Here is an 18925-nt window from a genome sequence, read left to right as displayed (position 1 = left end):
GCAGAAACGTCAGTGGAGCATTCGCTGACGATTGTAAATCTATTATTAAACAGTGCAGTAGATAGCAGAATGATTCCCATGAATCCATGTAAAGGGATTTTAATTGCGAAATCGGAAGAAGCTGTAGTCGATCCATTACAGGAAGATGAAGAAAAAGTTCTGACCAAGGAAGAAATTGAAACCTTTTTGAATGCTGCAAAAAATACAAGATATTATGAAGTGTTCTATATTATCCTGAATACAGGTATGCGAATTGGAGAACTTGCAGCTCTTCAATGGGAGGATATTGATTTTCATTCACACAGAATTCGTGTTTATAAAACCCTTAATAAAACAACTATTTTTTATGATAACAAAAAAAATCGTGTTGAAAACCCATACAATACAAAACAAATAACAACACCTAAAAAGAAGGCAAGTTACCGTTGGATTCCAATGTCAAAAAAAGTTGAAAATGCCTTTCTGACTTGGAAGGTAAAGCAGGATATGGACAAGGAAAAATATGGTTCGAAATGGGGCGCAAATAACGTTTTAAAAGACGAATACCCAGATCTTGTTTTTACAACAAAGCCCGGTAATCTCTTCCTTCCCCAGTATGGTTCTCAGGAATGTTCACGTATATTAAACATCATTGATAAAAAAGAGATAAAACGTGCACAGATAGAAAACAGGGAACCACATCTTTATAGTGTATATCCACATAAATTTAGGCATACGTTTGTTACGAGAATGAACCAGTCAAATATGTCACCATTTACTGTAAGCAAAATTGCTGGACATTCAAGCGTAAATATGACAAACTATTATACGCATTTGGAGAAGGAATATGTTTCGGATGAGTTCAATAAATTTATAGAAACATACGAAGAAGAAAATATTCCCCAAATTGAAGAGAATACAACAAAGGATAAATATGAATAATACTACTGATAACGAGAAAATTAAAAAAACCGTGCAGAAACCGTGCAGTAACACTTCCAAAAGCGGCGCAAATGCAGATAAATCAAGGGGTTCTGGCAAAAGAATGAACATGTCGCCCATGATGCAGGAATACTGCAAAACCAAAGAAGAATACAAAGATTGCATCTTATTTTATCGTCTCGGGGATTTTTACGAGATGTTTTTTGATGATGCACTTCTGGTATCCAAGGAGCTGGAACTGACGCTCACTGGTAAGGATTGTGGTCTGGAAGAGCGGGCACCTATGTGCGGAATCCCGTTCCATGCGGCAGATACTTATATCAACCGTTTGATCGAGCGTGGGCATAAGGTTGCAATCTGTGAGCAGGTGGAGGATCCGAAGAAGGCAAAAGGACTTGTAAAACGTGCTGTTATCCGTGTGGTTACTCCTGGAACTACTTTGGATGCAACTTCTTTGGATGAATCCAAGAATAACTATTTGATGTCAATTGTCTCCATAGCAGACCGCTTTGGTTGTGCAATAGCGGATATTACCACAGGTGACTGTTTCCTTACAGAAGTACCAAATAGCCAGAAACTGGTTGATGAGATCAACAAATTCAGTCCGGCTGAAATCATATGTAATGATTCCTTTTTTATGAGTGGGGTTGACACAGACGATTTGAAAGAACGTCTTGGAATTTGTATTTTTTCCCTGGATGCCTGGTATTTCGATGATGATACCTGCAGAAAAGAATTAAGGGAACATTTTCACGTAACCAATCTGGAAGGCCTTGGAATCAGCGATTATGACAGTGGAATCATAGCTGCCGGAGCGCTGTTTTTGTATCTTAAGGAAACGCAGAAGACTGCACTTTCTCAGATGACTACCATCCGTCCTTATACGGCAGAGCGTTATATGCTGATTGACAGCTCCAGCCGACGAAATCTGGAGTTGGTGGAGACCCTCCGTGAAAAGCAGAAAAGAGGTTCTCTTCTCTGGGTACTGGATAAGACTAAAACAGCCATGGGTGCCCGTACTCTTCGCTCCTTTGTGGAACAGCCACTGATCGATGCAGAAGAGATCAATCGCAGACTGGAAGCTCTTGAAGAGCTGAATGAGAAACCGATGCTCCGCGATGAGATCCGGGAATATCTCAATCCAGTGTATGACCTGGAGCGTCTGGTCAGCCGCATCAGCTTTAAGTCTGCAAATCCAAGAGATATGGTAGCATTTGCGTCCTCTCTGGAAATGATTCCTTATATTAAACAGGTTCTCAAGGACTTTCAGGCACCGATTCTGAAAGAAATCTACGAGGACATGGACAGTCTTGAAGATATTACAGATCTGATCAAGCACGCCATTGTAGATGAACCGCCCCTTGCCCAGAAGGATGGAGGCATTATTCGTGAAGGCTTTAACGAAGATGTGGATAAATTCCGCAGTGCCCGCACAGATGGAAAAAAATGGCTTACAGAGCTGGAAACAAAGGAACGTGAGCGTACCGGAATCAAATCCCTGAAGATCAAATATAACCGTGTATTCGGCTATGCCCTTGAGGTAACCAATACGTTTAAAGAACTGGTGCCGGAGAACTACATCCGTAAACAGACTCTTGCAAATGCAGAACGTTATATTACCGAGGAGTTGAAAAACCTTGAAAATATGATCCTTGGCGCTGAAGATAAACTTTATGCCCTGGAATACGAGCTGTTTTCCAATGTCCGTGATAAAGTTGGCCAGGAAGTGATAAGAATCCAGCGTACAGCCAAGGCAATTGCAGGTCTGGATGTGTTTGCATCCCTGGCGCTTGTTGCTGAGCGCAATCATTATGTACGCCCGAAGGTAAATGAAGGCGGAATTATAGATATCAAAGGTGGCCGTCATCCGGTTGTAGAGCAGATGATCGATAATGATATGTTCATTGCCAACGATACATACCTTGACAATACTAAAAAAAGAATTTCCATTATTACAGGCCCCAATATGGCAGGTAAATCTACATACATGCGTCAGACTGCGTTGATCGTACTTATGGCGCAGATTGGAAGCTTTGTTCCGGCAGATAAAGCTGTAATTGGAATTGTGGACAGAATCTTTACCCGTGTAGGTGCATCAGATGACCTTGCCAGCGGACAGAGTACTTTCATGGTGGAAATGACTGAGGTGGCCAATATCCTTCGAAATGCCACTGCCAAGAGCCTTCTGATCCTGGATGAGATCGGCCGTGGAACCAGTACTTTTGATGGTCTTGCCATTGCCTGGGCAGTGATTGAACATATCAGTAATACAAAGCTTTGTGGAGCCAAGACATTATTTGCCACACATTATCATGAACTGACTGAACTGGAAGGAAAACTATCTGGCGTTACCAACTACTGCATTGCAGTTAAGGAAAAAGGTGACGATATTGTTTTTCTCCGCAAGATTGTAAAAGGCGGCGCAGATAAGAGCTATGGAATTCAGGTCGCCAAGCTGGCAGGTGTTCCGGATTCTGTTATTAACCGTGCAAAAGAGCTGGTTGAGGAATTAAGCGATGCAGACATTACTGCTGCTGTAAAAGATCTGGCTTCACCGAAGAAGAAGCCGAAGGTAGAAATGGATATGGCGCAGATGTCATTATTTGACACTGTACAGGACAATGACATTATTGAAGAATTAAAAGGCATTGACATTGGAAATCTGACTCCCATGGAAGCCTTAAATACGTTATACAATCTTCAGAATAAGATAAAGAACAGATGGTAACTGACAGCTGACTTTCATATATGGTGCTGTCACCGGCAGGCGACATGTCCGTATTGTGAACCGAAGCGGTCAACCTGCTTTTATATGGAGAGAAAAACTTGAGAAAAATAGCAGTTTTAGATAAACATACCATTGATAAAATTGCAGCAGGTGAGGTGGTAGAGCGCCCTTCTTCTGTTGTAAAGGAGCTTGTAGAAAATTCCATTGATGCTGGTGCTACTGCTGTAACAGTAGAGATTACAGATGGAGGAAAGAAGCTGATCCGTATTACAGACAACGGAGGGGGAATCGAGGCTGCTCAGGTACCTACGGCATTCTTAAGTCATGCTACCAGCAAAATTGAAAAAGTAGAAGATCTGGAAAACATAGCCTCACTGGGATTTCGTGGTGAGGCTTTATCCAGTATTGCCGCAGTTTCCCAGGTGGAGCTGATCACAAAAACTCCTTCTGCTATCAGCGGCGTGCGTTACGTGATCGAAGGCGGCGTAGAACAAAGCCTTGAGGAAATGGGAGCTCCAGATGGAACTACTTTCCTGGTTCGGAATCTCTTTTACAACACACCGGCCCGGAGCAAGTTCCTGAAATCTGATTCTTCAGAAGCAAATTATATTGGAACTATGATGGAACAGCTTGCTCTTTCCCATCCGGAGATTTCTTTTAAATATATTCAGAACAAACAGGTGAAACTGCATACTTCCGGCAATTATAATGTGAAGGATGTTATTTATAATGTATATGGCCGGGATATGGCGAAAGCACTTCTGGAAGTCTCCTACGAAAATGATTTTATGAAAATTGAGGGATACGCCGGCAAACCGGAGGTTTCCAGAGGAAACCGAAGCTTTGAGAACTACTATGTAAATGGCAGATTTGTGAAAAACAATATTATTACGAAGGCCATTGAGGATGCATATAAGGGCTTTGTCATGCAGCATAAATTTCCTTTTGTGTCATTGCAGATCCAGATGACAGGAAATGATCTGGATGTAAATGTTCATCCCCGGAAACTGGAGGTTCGTTTTGCAAGAGGGGCGGAGGTGTATGATGCCATTTACGAGGCTGTTCACAATGCGCTTCTTCACAGAGAACTGATACCGGTTGTTCCAGTGGGAAAAGAGGAGCGGGAATCAAAGGTGGCAGCAGTAAGCCGCGGAGCAGTTCCGGAGCCATTTGAGAAAAGTCGCAGGACGGAACTTCATTGTGAAGGTGCTGCTGAAAAAGCTGGTCGAAGCAGCGCAGGGAATAATGAAAGCTGCTATTCACAGGCTGCTGAAAAAACAGTTCTAACTGGAAAAACAGCTCTAACTGAAAAAACAGCTCCAACTGGAAAAATAAATTCATCTGGAAGCCTTGTAAACAGCTCTGGCTGTCAGGCCAGCAGTGTGCTTCGTGAGCAGGCAATTTATCAGGCGAAGCCATTTAGCAAGGAAGAGGAAGCTCTTTTTGCAGGAACTTTAAAAGAGGCTGCGGAGGCAGATAAAAGAGCGGATGAAAAAGCAGAAGAAAAAGCGGATAAAAGTGCAGATGAAAAAGCGGCAGAAGATAACATATCGGTTGAGAGAATGAATGAAGCCGATAATCAGGCAGAGACTGCTGTATCCGTAAACTATGAGATACCAGATAAATCTGAGCCTGGACAGAGTGATCCAGGTACAGAATATCCATCCGTTGGGGGAAAGCAGCTTGAGCTTTTTCAGGAGAAACTTCTGGCACCAGAATCCCGAAACCGCCATAAGCTGATTGGCCAGTTGTTTGACACCTACTGGCTGGTGGAATTTGAAAACCAGTTTTACATTATCGACCAGCATGCAGCTCACGAAAAGGTAAATTATGAGCGTTTTGTAAAACGTTTTAAAGAACAGTCCATTGAATCGCAATATCTGAATCCTCCGCTTGTGGTGACCTTGAACATGGATGAACAGGCGAAATTAAAAGCCAACGAAGAATATTTCAGGAAATACGGTTTTGAGATTGAACCCTTTGGTGGAAGGGAATACTGTATCAGTGCAGTTCCGACAAATTTGTACGGATTCCATGAAGAAGAACTCTTTCTGGAAATGCTTGACAATCTGGGAGGAGAAGGTGCAAAGGATGCTTTTGACCTTTTCACAGCAAGACTTGCCACAATGGCATGCAAATCTGCTGTCAAAGGAAATCATCAGATGTCTGCTCTGGAGGCAGATAAGCTGATCGACGAGCTTCTTACTCTGGACAATCCATATAATTGTCCTCATGGCCGTCCCACTATCATTGCGATGACAAAGACAGAAATTGAAAAGAAATTTAAGCGAATTGTATAAACAGGAGAGATTATGAAAAAACCTCTTATTGTCCTTACCGGTCCTACTGCAGTTGGAAAAACCAGGCTGTCTATTTCTCTGGCAAAAGCCATTGGCGGCGAGATCATATCTGCAGATTCCATGCAGGTTTATAAATATATGGATATTGGCTCTGCGAAGATCATGCCAGAAGAAATGCAGGGAGTTCCCCATTACCTGGTGGATGAGCTGACGCCAGAGGATGAATTTCACATTGTGCGTTTTCAACAGATGGCAAAGGATGCCATGGAAAAGATTTACACCAGGGGACATATTCCCATTCTGGTGGGGGGAACCGGCTTTTATATTCAGGCGGTGACCAGAGATATTGATTTTACCCAGGCTGAGCAGGACGATGGATACCGGGCCGATCTGGAGGCGATTGTCCAGGAAAAAGGTGCTGCATATCTTCATCAGATGCTGGCAGAGGTGGATCCCAAAAGCGCCGAAGTGATCCACGAAAACAACACGAAGCGTGTAATCCGCGCACTGGAATTTTATCATCAGAACCATAGCCCTATTTCCGCACACAATGAGGAGCAGCAGGAACGAACCAGCCCCTATAATCTGGCATACTTTGTGCTGAATGCACCACGGGAGCTTTTATATAAACGCATTGATAAGCGGGTGGATGAAATGATGACCAGCGGTCTTGTGGCAGAAGTCCAGAAGCTGAAGGACATGGGCTATCACAGAGGTATGGTTTCCATGCAGGGTCTTGGATATAAAGAAATCCTGGCCTATCTGGATGGAGAAATGCCGCTGGAAGAGGCTGTGCGGATCTTGAAGCGCGACACCCGGCACTTTGCCAAACGCCAGCTCACCTGGTTCCACAGAGAACCGGAAACAGTGTGGGTGAATAAAGATGAGTTCGGGTATGACGAGAATAAAATGCTGGAATATATGCTGAGCGTTTGCCATGAAAAAGGAATAACTGGAGAGTAGTTATTTCGATAATCAGATTTTCCACAGGGGGTAATCGCCCGCTTTGAAAATAAAAAAATGGAGGAATACCGTCAGACAGACGGAAAATTTATTATGAAAGAATTATACGAGCAGCTGGGAATTTCTTCCCAGGTTTACGATTTTTGCCATGAAATAGAAAAATCCTTAAAGGAGCGTTTTGAACAGTTTGACAAAACTGCAGAATATAACCAGATGAAAGTTCTTCTGGCTATGCAGAAAAACCGCGTCAGCGAGGAGTGCTTCGGCTCTTCTTCCGGTTACGGCTACAACGATTACGGCCGTGATACTCTGGAAAAGGTTTATGCGGATACATTCCACACAGAAGCATGTCTGGTGCGTCCGCAGATTGCGTGTGGAACGCATGCCCTGGCCATTGCTCTTTTTGGAAACCTGCGTCCAGGCGACGAAATGCTGGCACCAGCCGGAAAGCCATATGATACTCTTGAAGAGGTGATCGGTATCCGTCCATCCAAGGGGTCCCTGGCAGAATACGGAGTAACTTATCGTCAGGTGGATCTTCTTGAGGATGGAACTTTCGATTATGAAAATATCCGCAAAGCAATCAATGAGAAAACAAAACTGGTTGAGATTCAGCGCTCCAAAGGCTATATGACACGCCCCTCTTTTTCAGTAAAGCAGATTGGCGAGCTGATCGCATTTGTAAAGAGCATTAAGCCTGATGTGATCTGTATGGTAGACAATTGCTACGGCGAATTTGTTGACACGATTGAGCCCAGTGATGTTGGTGCAGATATGGTGGTTGGTTCTTTGATCAAAAACCCGGGCGGCGGACTTGCTCCAATTGGCGGTTACATTGCGGGAACCAAAGAGTGCGTGGAAAATGCTTCTTACCGTATGACCTGTCCGGGACTTGGTGCTGAGGTGGGAGCTTCACTTGGCGTAAACCGTTCCTTCTATCAGGGATTTTTCCTTGCACCGATGGTGACAAAGGGTGCGTTAAAGGGCGCTGTTTTTGCAGCCAATATTTATGAAAAGCTTGGATTTGACGTGGTTCCAAATTCCACAGAGCCAAGGCAGGATATTATTCAGGCAGTGACTTTAAAAAGTCCGGAGCGTCTGATCGCATTCTGTAAGGGGATTCAGGCTGCTGCCCCGGTTGACAGTTATGTTGATCCGGAGCCATGGGATATGCCAGGTTATGACAGTCAGGTCATTATGGCGGCTGGCGCATTTGTACAGGGCTCTTCTATTGAGCTTTCCGCAGATGGACCTGTGAAAGAGCCATATGCCGTATATTTCCAGGGAGGACTTACCTGGGAGCATGCAAAACTAGGTGTTATGATGTCCTTGCAGAAACTTGTGGAGCAGGATTTGGTAAAATTACCGTGAAATCATGAAAAACATGAATTTTCGTGCAACGCCAGGCGTGTAACAGGGAGGCGCTGAACCGTTACCATAAGTTCTTTAAAACAGATGTAAAAAACGGGAGTTTATATGGAGAAAAAACGTGTTATCGTTACAGGCGGCGGGGCGTCCGGGCTGATGGCAGCCATTGCAGCTGCAGAAAACGGGGCCGCTGTAACCATATTGGAACAAAATGAAAAACCAGGCAAAAAGATCTGCGCTACAGGAAACGGCAAATGTAATTTTACCAATATCCAGGTGCCGTCTGATGCATATCGAAGCGAAAATCCAGGCTTTGAACAGGCAGTTCTGAATCAATTTCCGGTAGAAGACACGGTGAAATTTTTTACCCGGCTTGGAATTTATCCTGTGAATAAAAACGGCGGCTATCTCTATCCGCATAGCGGACAGGCAGCAAGCGTTGCTGAGGTATTGTGTATGGAAGCACGGAATCTTGGGGTAAAGATCAAGACCAACCAAAAAGTACAACGTGTTTTTAAGGAACAGGATATCTGGAAGGTTCAGGTAGAAGGCTGGATATACGAGGGTGAAGCAGTTATTCTTTCCAATGGTTCCAAAGCTTCTGCAATTTCCGGTTCCGATGGCAGCGGTTATGAGCTTGCCGCAGCACTGGGACACAGGCTCATAGAGCCTCTCCCGGCTTTAACTGCCCTGAAATGCAGGAATACAGGCTTTTCCGGCTGGGCAGGTGTCCGCACAGAAGGCAGAATTACGCTGCTTGTGGATGGGAAAAAAGTCACAGAGGAAACAGGAGAACTACAGCTTACTGATTATGGCGTATCTGGAATTCCGGTGTTTCAGGTCAGCCGATACGGAATCCGTGCACTGAAACAGGGAAAAAATGTGACTCTGATTTTAAATTTTCTGCCAGAATTTTCCCGGGAACAGTTGAAAGCTTTTCTGAAAATACGAAAGGAAAACTGCCCCTATAAAGGAAAAAAAGACTTTTTGACCGGACTTTTCCCGGATAAGCTTGCAAAAGTGCTTTTGTCAGCAAATGATCTGGAAGAAGCAATCAGCAGCTATCCGCTTAAAGTGACTGGTTATCAGTCTTTTGAACAGGCACAGGTGTGCTCAGGCGGCGTTGATACTACGCAGGTTAACGCCCAAACCTTGGAATCCACACGAAATTCAGGCTTATATTTCGCAGGAGAACTATTGGACATTGATGGGAAATGTGGCGGTTACAATCTGCAGTGGGCCTGGTCCAGCGGTTATGTTGCAGGAGTGAATGCCAGCAAAATGTCAGAGCGTGTTTGAAAAAGGAGAATAACATGATTCGAATTACCCAGCTGAAACTTTCAATTAATCATACCCCGGAAGAGTTAAGCCAAAAGATCCGTAAGGAGCTTCGTCTGAAAAATGAAGGCTTCACTTACGAAATAGTGAAGCAGTCACTGGATTGCCGTCATAAAGAGGATAAAAAATTTGTTTATACGGTAGATGTGTCTTTGCAGGATAAAAACCAGGAAAGCAAGATCTTTCGAAGAGTTCACAATAATAATATTATGTTAACTCAGAAAAAAGAATATACATTTCCATCTCCTGGTGAAGAGAAACTGAAATATCCGCCGGTCATTGTAGGAAGCGGACCTGCCGGAATTTTTTGTGCCTGGTATCTGGCGAAGGCAGGTTACCGCCCCCTGGTTCTGGAACGGGGAGAGGAAGCGCATGTCCGTCAGAAGACTGTCGAGAATTTCTGGAAAAATGGCGTACTGGATCCGGATTCCAATGTGCAGTTTGGTGAAGGGGGTGCTGGTACTTTTTCCGACGGAAAACTAAATACTCTGGTAAAAGATCCTTCAGGAAGAAATCATGAAGTATTGAAGCGTTTCGTGCAGGCGGGTGCACCGTCGGAAATTATCTATCAGCAGAAACCGCATCTTGGTACAGACGTGCTGGTTGGCGTGGTGGAGACTCTTCGCCATGAAATTGAGGAAATGGGCGGGAAATTCCAGTTCCGTTCCAAAGTGACAGATCTTTTTTTTGAAAACAGTCAGTTAAAAGAAATTGAAATAAATGGGAAAAAAAGGATTCCGGCCCAGGTATGTGTACTGGCAGTTGGACACAGCGCAAGAGATTCCTTTTTCATGTTTGAGAAAAAAGGAATCTATATGGAACCAAAATCTTTTGCAGTAGGTGTACGTATGGAACATCCACAGTCCATGATCAATCTGGCTCTTTATGGGGAAGAGGAAAACGAGAAACTTGGAGCTGCTGCTTATAAAGTTACCCACACATGTGAAAATGGCCGTGGTGTTTATTCCTTTTGTATGTGTCCGGGCGGTTATGTAGTAAACGCTTCTTCAGAACCGGAGATGCTTGCTGTAAATGGTATGAGCTATCAGGCCAGGGACAGCCGCAATGCAAACAGTGCGCTGATCGTATCGGTAACTCCGGCTGATTTTCCGGAAGAGGGGCCTCTGGGCGGCGTAGCATTCCAGCGCAATCTGGAGCGCGCAGCGTGGAAAGCTGGAAATGGTAAGGTTCCGGTACAGTTGTTTGAGGATTATCAGAAGCATAAGCCGAGTACAAGACTTAAAGATGTAGAACCTTGTATCAAGGGCGCCTGTGTTCCAGGTGATGTGCGCAGTATTTTTCCAAAAGAGATCGGTGATTCCATAGAAGAGGGTGTTCTTGCCTTTGGAAAAAAAATCAAAGGCTTTGACCGTCCTGATGCAGTGCTGTCCGGCGTGGAAAGCAGAACATCATCTCCGGTGCGTATTGTCCGTGATAAGGATTCCCTGGAAGCAAACTATGAGGGGATTTACCCCTGTGGGGAAGGCGCTGGATATGCAGGCGGGATTACTTCTGCTGCTATGGATGGCATAAAAGTAGCGGAAGCTGTTTCTAAAAAGTTCAGAAATTTTTAGGAGAGAGTGTACATCTCTCCTTTTTTATGCTAAAATGAGTCTGCATTGTGAAACACAGTGCGGGGGAAATTGTCTTTGTGTCTCGGGGAATAAGAAGTATCTGCTTATTATGGCATGAAGAACAGTCCCATTACTGTTCATTGGCAAAGCTGTGCGAAGTAAGTTTCAGGTATGGCGTGAGCAGTATCCTGTCAGTCCTGGAGAACTGCAGGTGAAAGATATGAATGAAATGAAACAGACCATCAGAGAACTGCCGGAGTCGTCACGTCCTTATGAGAAATGTCTGCAGTGGGGACCATCCGTGCTCAGCGACAGCGAGCTTCTGGCAGTGATCCTGAGAAGCGGTGTACAAGGCTGCAATTCTCTTGTACTCGCCAATCAAATCTTAAGTCTTACGAAAGATACCTCCTATCCGGGACTTCTGGGACTTTTACATATGTCCATTCCGGATCTGATGAAGGTGAACGGAATCGGGAAAGTCAAGGCCGTCCAGCTGAAATGTATCGGGGAGCTTTCCAAGCGGATGGCGTCTGCTGTTGCCAGACCAAGACTTTCTTTTAACGAACCCATCACGATAGCAAAATACTATATGGAACGTCTCCGGCACGAAGAGCAGGAAATATTGATCGTTATGCTGCTGGATGGAAAAAACCATTTTCTTGGTGAGCAGATGCTTTCCCGGGGAACCGTGAATTCAACTCTGATCACTCCAAGGGAGGTTTTTATGGAAGCATTGAAGTTTCACGCTGTAAGTGTGATCCTGGTTCATAACCATCCAAGCGGAGATCCTACGCCCAGTGAATGTGATAAGAAAATTACAGAGCGTATTTACCGGTCTGGGGAGATTCTTGGGGTGAAGCTTCTGGATCACGTTGTGATCGGTGACCAGAGATACATTAGCTTTAAAGAACAGGGAATGATGCCGGAGGAATGATCCGCTGGAAGTGCTGACGCCGTCTGTAAACCAGTGGCGGGTATTTGTTTTTGCAGGGCATAGTAATGATGAAGGGACAGATATATGCTGTTTGAAAAAACATATGGAATAGACCTTGGAAGCAGTTCCGTCAAGGTCTATTCCATGATTCGAAATAAAAGCTACATTGAGAAGAACATGATTGCGGCCAAGGGCCGCAAAATCATAGCCGTGGGCAACGAAGCGTATGAAATGTTTGAGAAAGCACCCTCTGATATTTCCGTAAGTTCGCCGATGGCTTTTGGTATGATAGCTAATCTGGAACTGCAGGAAATTGTACTTTACAGTATGATGAAAAAAATTGATAAAATTCTGGGAATAGGCTCTGTCATGTACTTTGCAGTTCCTCTGGACATGACTGCTATTGAAAAAAGAGCTTATTATCAGGTGGCGAATGGACATTGGCTGCGGAAGAACAGGGTTTACATGGTAGAGGCTCCTATTGCAGATGCCATAGCTATGGGTGTGGATCTGGAGAACAATGCAGGAAGCATGATTGTAAATATTGGTGCCCAGAGTACGAATTTTTCCATTGTTACGGGAGGCCGTATTATCATAAATAAGAAGATTCCAATTGGCGGACGTCAGATGAATGAGGCAGTGTGCAGTGAAGTACGCAAGCGTTATAATCTTCAGATCGGCACCCGTACAGGGAAGCGGCTGAAGCTGGTAATGGGACGGCTTGCAGACCAGCACAAGCAGGCCCGTAAGGTTGTAGGAATTGACAGTGTTTCCGGTCTTCCCAGGGAAGAGGTTATTTCTGCCTATGTAGTCAATGCGGGAATCATGAACTGTGTCAATGAGATCGGTGCCCAGATGAAAGTTTTTCTGGAACGTATCCCGCCGCAGATCTCCTACCACATTGCGAAAGAAGGCATTTTCCTTACCGGAGGGAGCACCAGAATCCCTCATATTGATACATATCTGGCAAGTTATACAGGCTATTCTTTTAACCTGTCAGATCTTTACGAAACTTCAGCTGTCAAAGGGCTGGAGAAGATCATCCACGACAAAGAACTTCGTAAATGGGCTCAGCCCATCACACAAAGAAAATTATAGTAACTGTGAAGGTACTGAACAGTTATAAATCATAAATTTTTAGGGGTGCCATTTTATGAAAAACCTTAAGAAAAAATTTCGATTTCGCATAAATCTGAAAAGTAAACATTTGCTGGCGATTATGACACTTTTCTGCCTGAGCTGTATTGTTGCTACATTTGCTTCAGGAATTTCCACAGCTCCTTTGCAGGAAACAGCAGGAATTGTCATAGTTCCTTTTGAAAAAAGCATTGAAAAGATCGGCAGTATGGTCCGTTCTGTCAGGGACAGCTTCAAGGACAAACAGGATCTGCTTTTTGAAAATGAAGAGCTGAAGGCAGAACTGGACAGTCTGACCACACAGAATAACAAACTGATCCAGGATCAAGGGGAATATCAGAGACTGAAAGAGCTTTACAATCTGGACCAGACCTATGAGGATTATCCGAAGGTAGCTGCGACTATCATTTCCAAAGATCCTGGAAACTGGTACGATACCTTTATGATCAACAAAGGTTCTGATGATGGGATAAGGGTCGATAATAATGTGATCGCAGGCAAGGGGCTTGTTGGAATTGTCACAGAAGTGGGTTCCTCCTGGGCTACTGTCCGTTCCATTATTGATGACAGCAGCAGTGTAAGTGCCATGACAGTAAGCACTTCTGATAACTGTATTGTAAACGGAGACCTGGAACTGATTGATGAAGGAAAGCTTCGCTTTGAGCAGCTTTATGATCAGGAGAACAAGGTGACTGTCGGGGAACGTATTGTCACTTCCAATATCAGTGAGAAATTTGTAGAAGGATTATTTATCGGCTATGTAAGCGAAGTGCAGGTAGACAGCAATAACCTGACTAAGACAGGAACCATTGTAACACCTGTGGATTTCCTTCATTTGAAGGATGTATTTGTTATTACTGTGAATAAGCAGGATCTGGTAGACGGAACCGCGCAGGTGGAAGGTAATTCTGACAGCGGCAGTTCTGACAGTACATCTGGCGACAGCAGTCAGGAGAGTAGCGACAATACTGACGGCAGTGCAGCAGACGGACAGGAGGGCGCAGATGAAGGGTAAGATTGTCTATTTTCTTACGATCGTAATATGTTTTCTTCTGCAGTGTACGGTTATGAATCTGATTTCTATTGGCTCTGTAACTCCTAATCTGATGCTGGTTTTCTGTGTATCCATGGGGCTTATGCGCGGGCGCAAAAGCGGCCTTTGGGCAGGATTTTTTTCAGGGCTTTTTGTGGATCTGTTCTTTGGATCCGTATTTGGATTTTATGCTTTGATCTATATGTATATTGGTTATTTAAGTGGATATGCGCACAGGATTTATTACGATGATGATGTGAAGGTTCCTATGTTTCTGACTGCAATTGCAGATCTTTTATATAATCTGTCTGTTTATGGGTTGCAGTTCCTCCTAAGAGGCAGACTGGGACTTGGGACTTATCTGTACAGGATCATTATCCCGGAAATGTTTTACACGGTATTTATTACCTTGATTGTATACCGGATTTTCCGTTACATAAACTATCACTACATGAACATAACCAGGAAAGAAAGTGAGTCAATTTGGGTACTAAAATAAAACGAATTTTCAAAAAAATCAGTTTAAAACGAACAACAGTCCTGATCTTGGTATTTGTGATAATGTCAGTTGTTCTGGTGCGTAGATTATTTGATCTGCAGATTATTCAGGGAGAGGATTACATCAGCAAATTCCAGGCCAGGACAACCAAAGAGCGGGTGCTCAAGAGCACCCGCGGAAATATTCTGGACAGAAATGGTGATATTCTTGCATCTAATGTGCTTTCCTATTCTCTGACACTGGAGGATAATGGAACTTACACTTCTACAAGGGAGAAGAATCTTACATTAAATGGTGTAGCCTATCAGGTGCTTCAGATTCTTCACAGCAACGGAGATGATATTACCCATTCCTTCCATATTGTGGTAGATAAGAATGGAGAGTATGCTTTTGATGTTGCTGAGGGCTTTACCCTGAACCGTTTCCGTGCTGATATTTATGGACAGGCATTGATCGATGATTTGAAAGATGAACAGAAGACGGCGACTGCGGATCAGATGATGGAGTTTCTCACTGGTTCCGAGAAATTTTCTATCGTTCTTAGCGGTGATCGTGCTTATACAGAGGATGAACTGACCTCCCATGGTCTGCCTCTTACTTTGACCAAGCAGGAAATGCTTGATATTGCAACTATCCGCTACGAACTGAATACCAACAGCTTTAAGAAATATATGCAGGTTACCATTGCTACCAATGTCAGTGAAAAGTCGGTAGCTGCGATCATGGAGAATAAGACCGGACTGCAGGGAATTGATGTGGTTGAGGATTCCATCCGCCAGTATATTGATGATGAAAGTATGGCACCAATCCTTGGCTATACAGGTAAGGCTTCTTCCGAGGAGCTGACAGAGCTTCGGAAACAGAATCCGGATTATTCCAATGATGCGATCGTAGGTAAAGCAGGAATTGAGCAGTATATGGAACTTACCCTTCAGGGAACAGACGGCAAGGAGACGGTTTCTGTTGATAACCTTGGAAAGGTTCTGAAAATTGACGAGGATACCAAAGTAGAGCCGGTTGCGGGAGATGATGTGCAGCTTACTATTGATACTGACTGGCAATCTGCAATCTATCAGATCCTCAAACAGCGTGTGGCTGGTGTTCTTCTGACGAAAATTGATGCGGCAAAGACTTTTGATTACACGTATGTCACAGATGCCAGTCAGATCCGTATTCCTATTTATGATGTATACAATGCCCTGATTTCCAACAGTGTGATTGACATCACCAAATTCAGCAATGAGGATGCCTCTGACATAGAAAAAAATTTATATGCCAAATTTCAACAAAAGCAGCAGAGAGTTTTTGATACAATAAGCACGAAGCTGAATGGCTCAAACCCGCCAGCCTATAAGGATGAAGATGAAGAAACACAGGAATATCTGTCTTACATCTGTAATGACCTTCTTAGAGACACGCTTGGAATTATTTCCAAAGATGCCATTGATACATCAGATGCTACTTACAAGGCCTGGACAACAGATGAAACCATCAGCCTGAAGGATTACCTGACTTATGCCACAAGCCAGGGCTGGATCGACATCAGCAGCTTTTCACCGGAAGGAGAGTATCTGGATTCTGAGGAAATTTATCAGGCACTGACAGCATATATTATCGACTATCTCAGTACAGATACTGGATTTTCCAAGCTCCTTTACAAATACATGCTGCAGGAAGATACAATTTCCGGACAGGAAATCTGCCTGGTGCTTTATGAGCAGGGAGTCCTTGACAAAAATGATGATGATTATGAGAATCTGGCTTCCGGAGCAATGGGAGCTTATGATTTCATGATCAACAAGATATACACTTTGGAGATAGAGCCTGCACAGCTGGCATTAATGCCATGCTCAGCGTCCGCTGTGGTTGTAGATGTAAAGACTGGAGATGTAGTTGCACTTGTTTCCTATCCCGGATATGACAATAATCGTCTGACCAATGATATGGATACAGATTATTATGCAAAACTGGCACTTGACCAGTCCAGTCCGTTCTTCAATAAAGCGACCCAGCAAACCACTGCACCAGGTTCCACTTTAAAGCTTCTTTCAACAATTGCAGGAATGGAAGAAGGAATTATTGACGAAGGTACATATATTGAATGTACCGGAACTTTTGACTATGTAGATCCGCCTATTAATTGCTGGTATAAGAATGGTCATGGAAGTCTGGATATCCGTACAGCAATTGAGCAGTCCTGTAACTATTTCTTTAACATGATCGGTTTTCAGCTGGGAAAAGTTGGGGACAATGAGTTCTCCGAGGTGCAGAGTCTAAATAAGCTTCAGGAATATGCCTCATTGATCGGTCTGGATCGGAAGACTGGAATCGAGCTCTCAGAGGCAACTCCGAAGGTTTCCGATGCAAAAGCAGTTCCATCCTATATGGGACAGGGAAATAACCTGTTTACTACATCAGAACTGGCTCGTTATGCTACTGTTATGGCTACTTCCGGGAATGTATTTAAACTGACTCTTCTGGACAAAGTAATGGACCCGAAGGGAGAGGTGATTCAGGAGTATGAGCCGGAAATCGAGGATGTGGTAAATATTTCTTCAAATATCTGGGATGTGATCCATGATGGTATGCGTCGTGTGATCCAGACTCATTCCCAGTTTGATGGTCTTGGAGTAGAAGTGGCAGGTAAAACCGGTACAGCAGAGCTGGATCTTCGCCATCCAAACCATGGTCTGTTTATCGGTTATGCGCCGGCCTCTGATCCGGAGTATGCGGTGGCAATCCGTATTGCCAATGGATACAGCTCCGGTAATGCATGTCTGATTGCTAATGATATTTTTAAATATATGTACAATCTTGCAGATAAAGATTCTATTCTCACAGGTATTGCTTCTACAGATACCAGTGATACATCGAATGACTAAAAACGATTTTGCTGCTGTTCATAGTCTGATCAGCAGTACTGGATATGCCTGCCGGGAGTGTTCCGGCAGGCATATCCATAAGAGAAATACCAGGATTTTGGAACATTTTGTTTAGGAGGAATCAGAAGAAATGGGTGAAGTCATTGTCATTACATCCGGAAAAGGCGGTGTAGGAAAAACCACTACAGTTGCCAATATAGGAACTGGTCTGGCTATGATGGGAAAGAAAACCGTGGTTGTGGATACGGATATTGGTCTTCGTAATCTGGATGTTGTGCTTGGGTTGGAGAACCGGATCGTATATAATCTGGTAGATGTGGTGAATGGAAGCTGCCGTCTGAAACAGGCTCTGATCAAAGACAAGCGGCATCCGGAGCTCTATCTGCTGCCATCTGCGCAAACTAAGGATAAAACCGCCGTATCACCGGAACAGATGATCAAACTGACGGATGATCTGCGGGAGGAGTTTGATTATATATTGCTGGACTGTCCGGCTGGAATTGAGCAGGGATTTAAGAATGCCATTGCAGGTGCAGATAAAGCTCTTGTAGTGACGACCCCGGAGGTATCCGCAATTCGCGATGCGGATCGTATCATTGGTCTTCTGGAAGCAAATGATCTGCGGGATATCCATCTGATCATCAACCGTCTTCGTCCTGACATGATCGCCAGGGGAGATATGATGTCTGTGGATGATGTGACAGAGATTCTGGCTGTAGATCTGATTGGAACTCTTTTAGATGACGAGCAGATTGTGATAGCAACCAATCAGGGAGAGCCTCTTTCTGGTAAAAATTCTCAGGCAGAGGAGGAATACCGGAATATTTGTAAACGGCTTATGGGCGAGGAAGTTCCCTTTGCAGAACTCAGACAGAAGAAAGGTATGTTTTCACGACTGTTTAAAAGACATTGATATTCAGGTAATAATTAGTTACGCAAAATAGCATGTTGGTTGTTTGTAATAATGTTATGTCAACTAATGCTCTGAAATGGAGGGATTTTGCATGAAGACCTTTTTAAATGAAAGAAGGCGTTCAGCAGGATATGCTCGCGACAGGATGAAACTTCTTCTTATCTCAGAACGCATAGAATGCTCTCCACAGATGATGAAAATGTTAAAAAGCGATCTGGTACATACAGTAAAGAAGTATGTGACCATAGAGGAAACTAAAGTGAAAATACAGATATCACAGGAACCGCCTGTCTTAATGGCGTATATCCCTGTGTTGACGAAAAAGGACAGATAAA

At 43.9% G+C, this 18925-nt stretch carries 14 protein-coding genes; all 14 read left to right on the top strand.

Annotation, left to right across the window (positions count from 1 at the left end):
• On the top strand, nt 1-921 hold a 921-nt coding region (locus tag ACESTK_RS18305; RefSeq protein WP_373120418.1), incomplete at its 5' end, for a tyrosine-type recombinase/integrase.
• A gap of 103 nt (nt 922-1024) precedes the next feature.
• Complete coding sequence (gene mutS / locus ACESTK_RS18300; RefSeq protein WP_334285726.1) at nt 1025-3649, top strand: DNA mismatch repair protein MutS; 2625 nt, start codon at nt 1025-1027, stop codon at nt 3647-3649.
• A 98-nt stretch (nt 3650-3747) separates the two neighbouring features.
• Complete coding sequence (gene mutL, locus ACESTK_RS18295; RefSeq protein WP_195700243.1) at nt 3748-5949, top strand: DNA mismatch repair endonuclease MutL; 2202 nt, start codon at nt 3748-3750, stop codon at nt 5947-5949.
• A gap of 12 nt (nt 5950-5961) precedes the next feature.
• On the top strand, nt 5962-6912 hold the full coding sequence (gene miaA, locus ACESTK_RS18290; RefSeq protein WP_173773746.1) for a tRNA (adenosine(37)-N6)-dimethylallyltransferase MiaA: 951 nt from the start codon (nt 5962-5964) through the stop codon (nt 6910-6912).
• 93 nt (nt 6913-7005) lie between these two features.
• Nucleotides 7006-8283: a methionine gamma-lyase family protein gene (locus ACESTK_RS18285; protein WP_173769980.1), complete on the top strand. Its 1278-nt coding sequence runs from the start codon at nt 7006-7008 to the stop codon at nt 8281-8283.
• Nucleotides 8284-8388: 105 nt separating this feature from the next.
• On the top strand, nt 8389-9579 hold the full coding sequence (locus ACESTK_RS18280; RefSeq protein ID WP_173773744.1) for an NAD(P)/FAD-dependent oxidoreductase: 1191 nt from the start codon (nt 8389-8391) through the stop codon (nt 9577-9579).
• Nucleotides 9580-9593: 14 nt separating this feature from the next.
• The gene (locus ACESTK_RS18275; RefSeq protein ID WP_373120417.1) at nt 9594-11192 is read left to right on the top strand and encodes an NAD(P)/FAD-dependent oxidoreductase; all 1599 of its coding nucleotides are present in this window, start codon (nt 9594-9596) and stop codon (nt 11190-11192) included.
• 220 nt (nt 11193-11412) lie between these two features.
• Nucleotides 11413-12126: a DNA repair protein RadC gene (gene radC, locus ACESTK_RS18270; RefSeq protein WP_330382811.1), complete on the top strand. Its 714-nt coding sequence runs from the start codon at nt 11413-11415 to the stop codon at nt 12124-12126.
• A gap of 84 nt (nt 12127-12210) precedes the next feature.
• Complete coding sequence (locus tag ACESTK_RS18265) at nt 12211-13224, top strand: rod shape-determining protein (RefSeq protein WP_118580233.1); 1014 nt, start codon at nt 12211-12213, stop codon at nt 13222-13224.
• Nucleotides 13225-13279: 55 nt separating this feature from the next.
• A complete protein-coding gene (gene mreC, locus ACESTK_RS18260; RefSeq protein WP_173717118.1) occupies nt 13280-14278 on the top strand; it encodes a rod shape-determining protein MreC in 999 nt (332 codons plus the stop codon).
• Nucleotides 14268-14795, top strand: a complete 528-nt coding sequence (gene mreD / locus ACESTK_RS18255) for a rod shape-determining protein MreD (protein WP_373120416.1) — start codon at nt 14268-14270, stop codon at nt 14793-14795. Before mreC ends, mreD begins: the two co-directional genes overlap by 11 nt.
• A 56-nt stretch (nt 14796-14851) precedes the next feature.
• Complete coding sequence (locus ACESTK_RS18250) at nt 14852-17677, top strand: penicillin-binding transpeptidase domain-containing protein (RefSeq protein ID WP_319017153.1); 2826 nt, start codon at nt 14852-14854, stop codon at nt 17675-17677.
• Nucleotides 17678-17807: 130 nt separating this feature from the next.
• Entirely contained in the window at nt 17808-18590 is a 783-nt protein-coding gene (gene minD, locus ACESTK_RS18245) for a septum site-determining protein MinD (protein WP_118580227.1), read from the top strand.
• Nucleotides 18591-18666: 76 nt separating this feature from the next.
• Nucleotides 18667-18924: a cell division topological specificity factor MinE gene (minE, locus tag ACESTK_RS18240; protein ID WP_373120414.1), complete on the top strand. Its 258-nt coding sequence runs from the start codon at nt 18667-18669 to the stop codon at nt 18922-18924.
• Nucleotide 18925: the final 1 nt, after the last annotated feature.

This window comes from Ruminococcus sp. Marseille-P328, from assembly GCF_964249465.1.
GTDB lineage: Bacteria > Bacillota > Clostridia > Lachnospirales > Lachnospiraceae > Blautia_A > Blautia_A faecis.
This window is presented reverse-complemented; position numbering and strand designations above follow the sequence as displayed.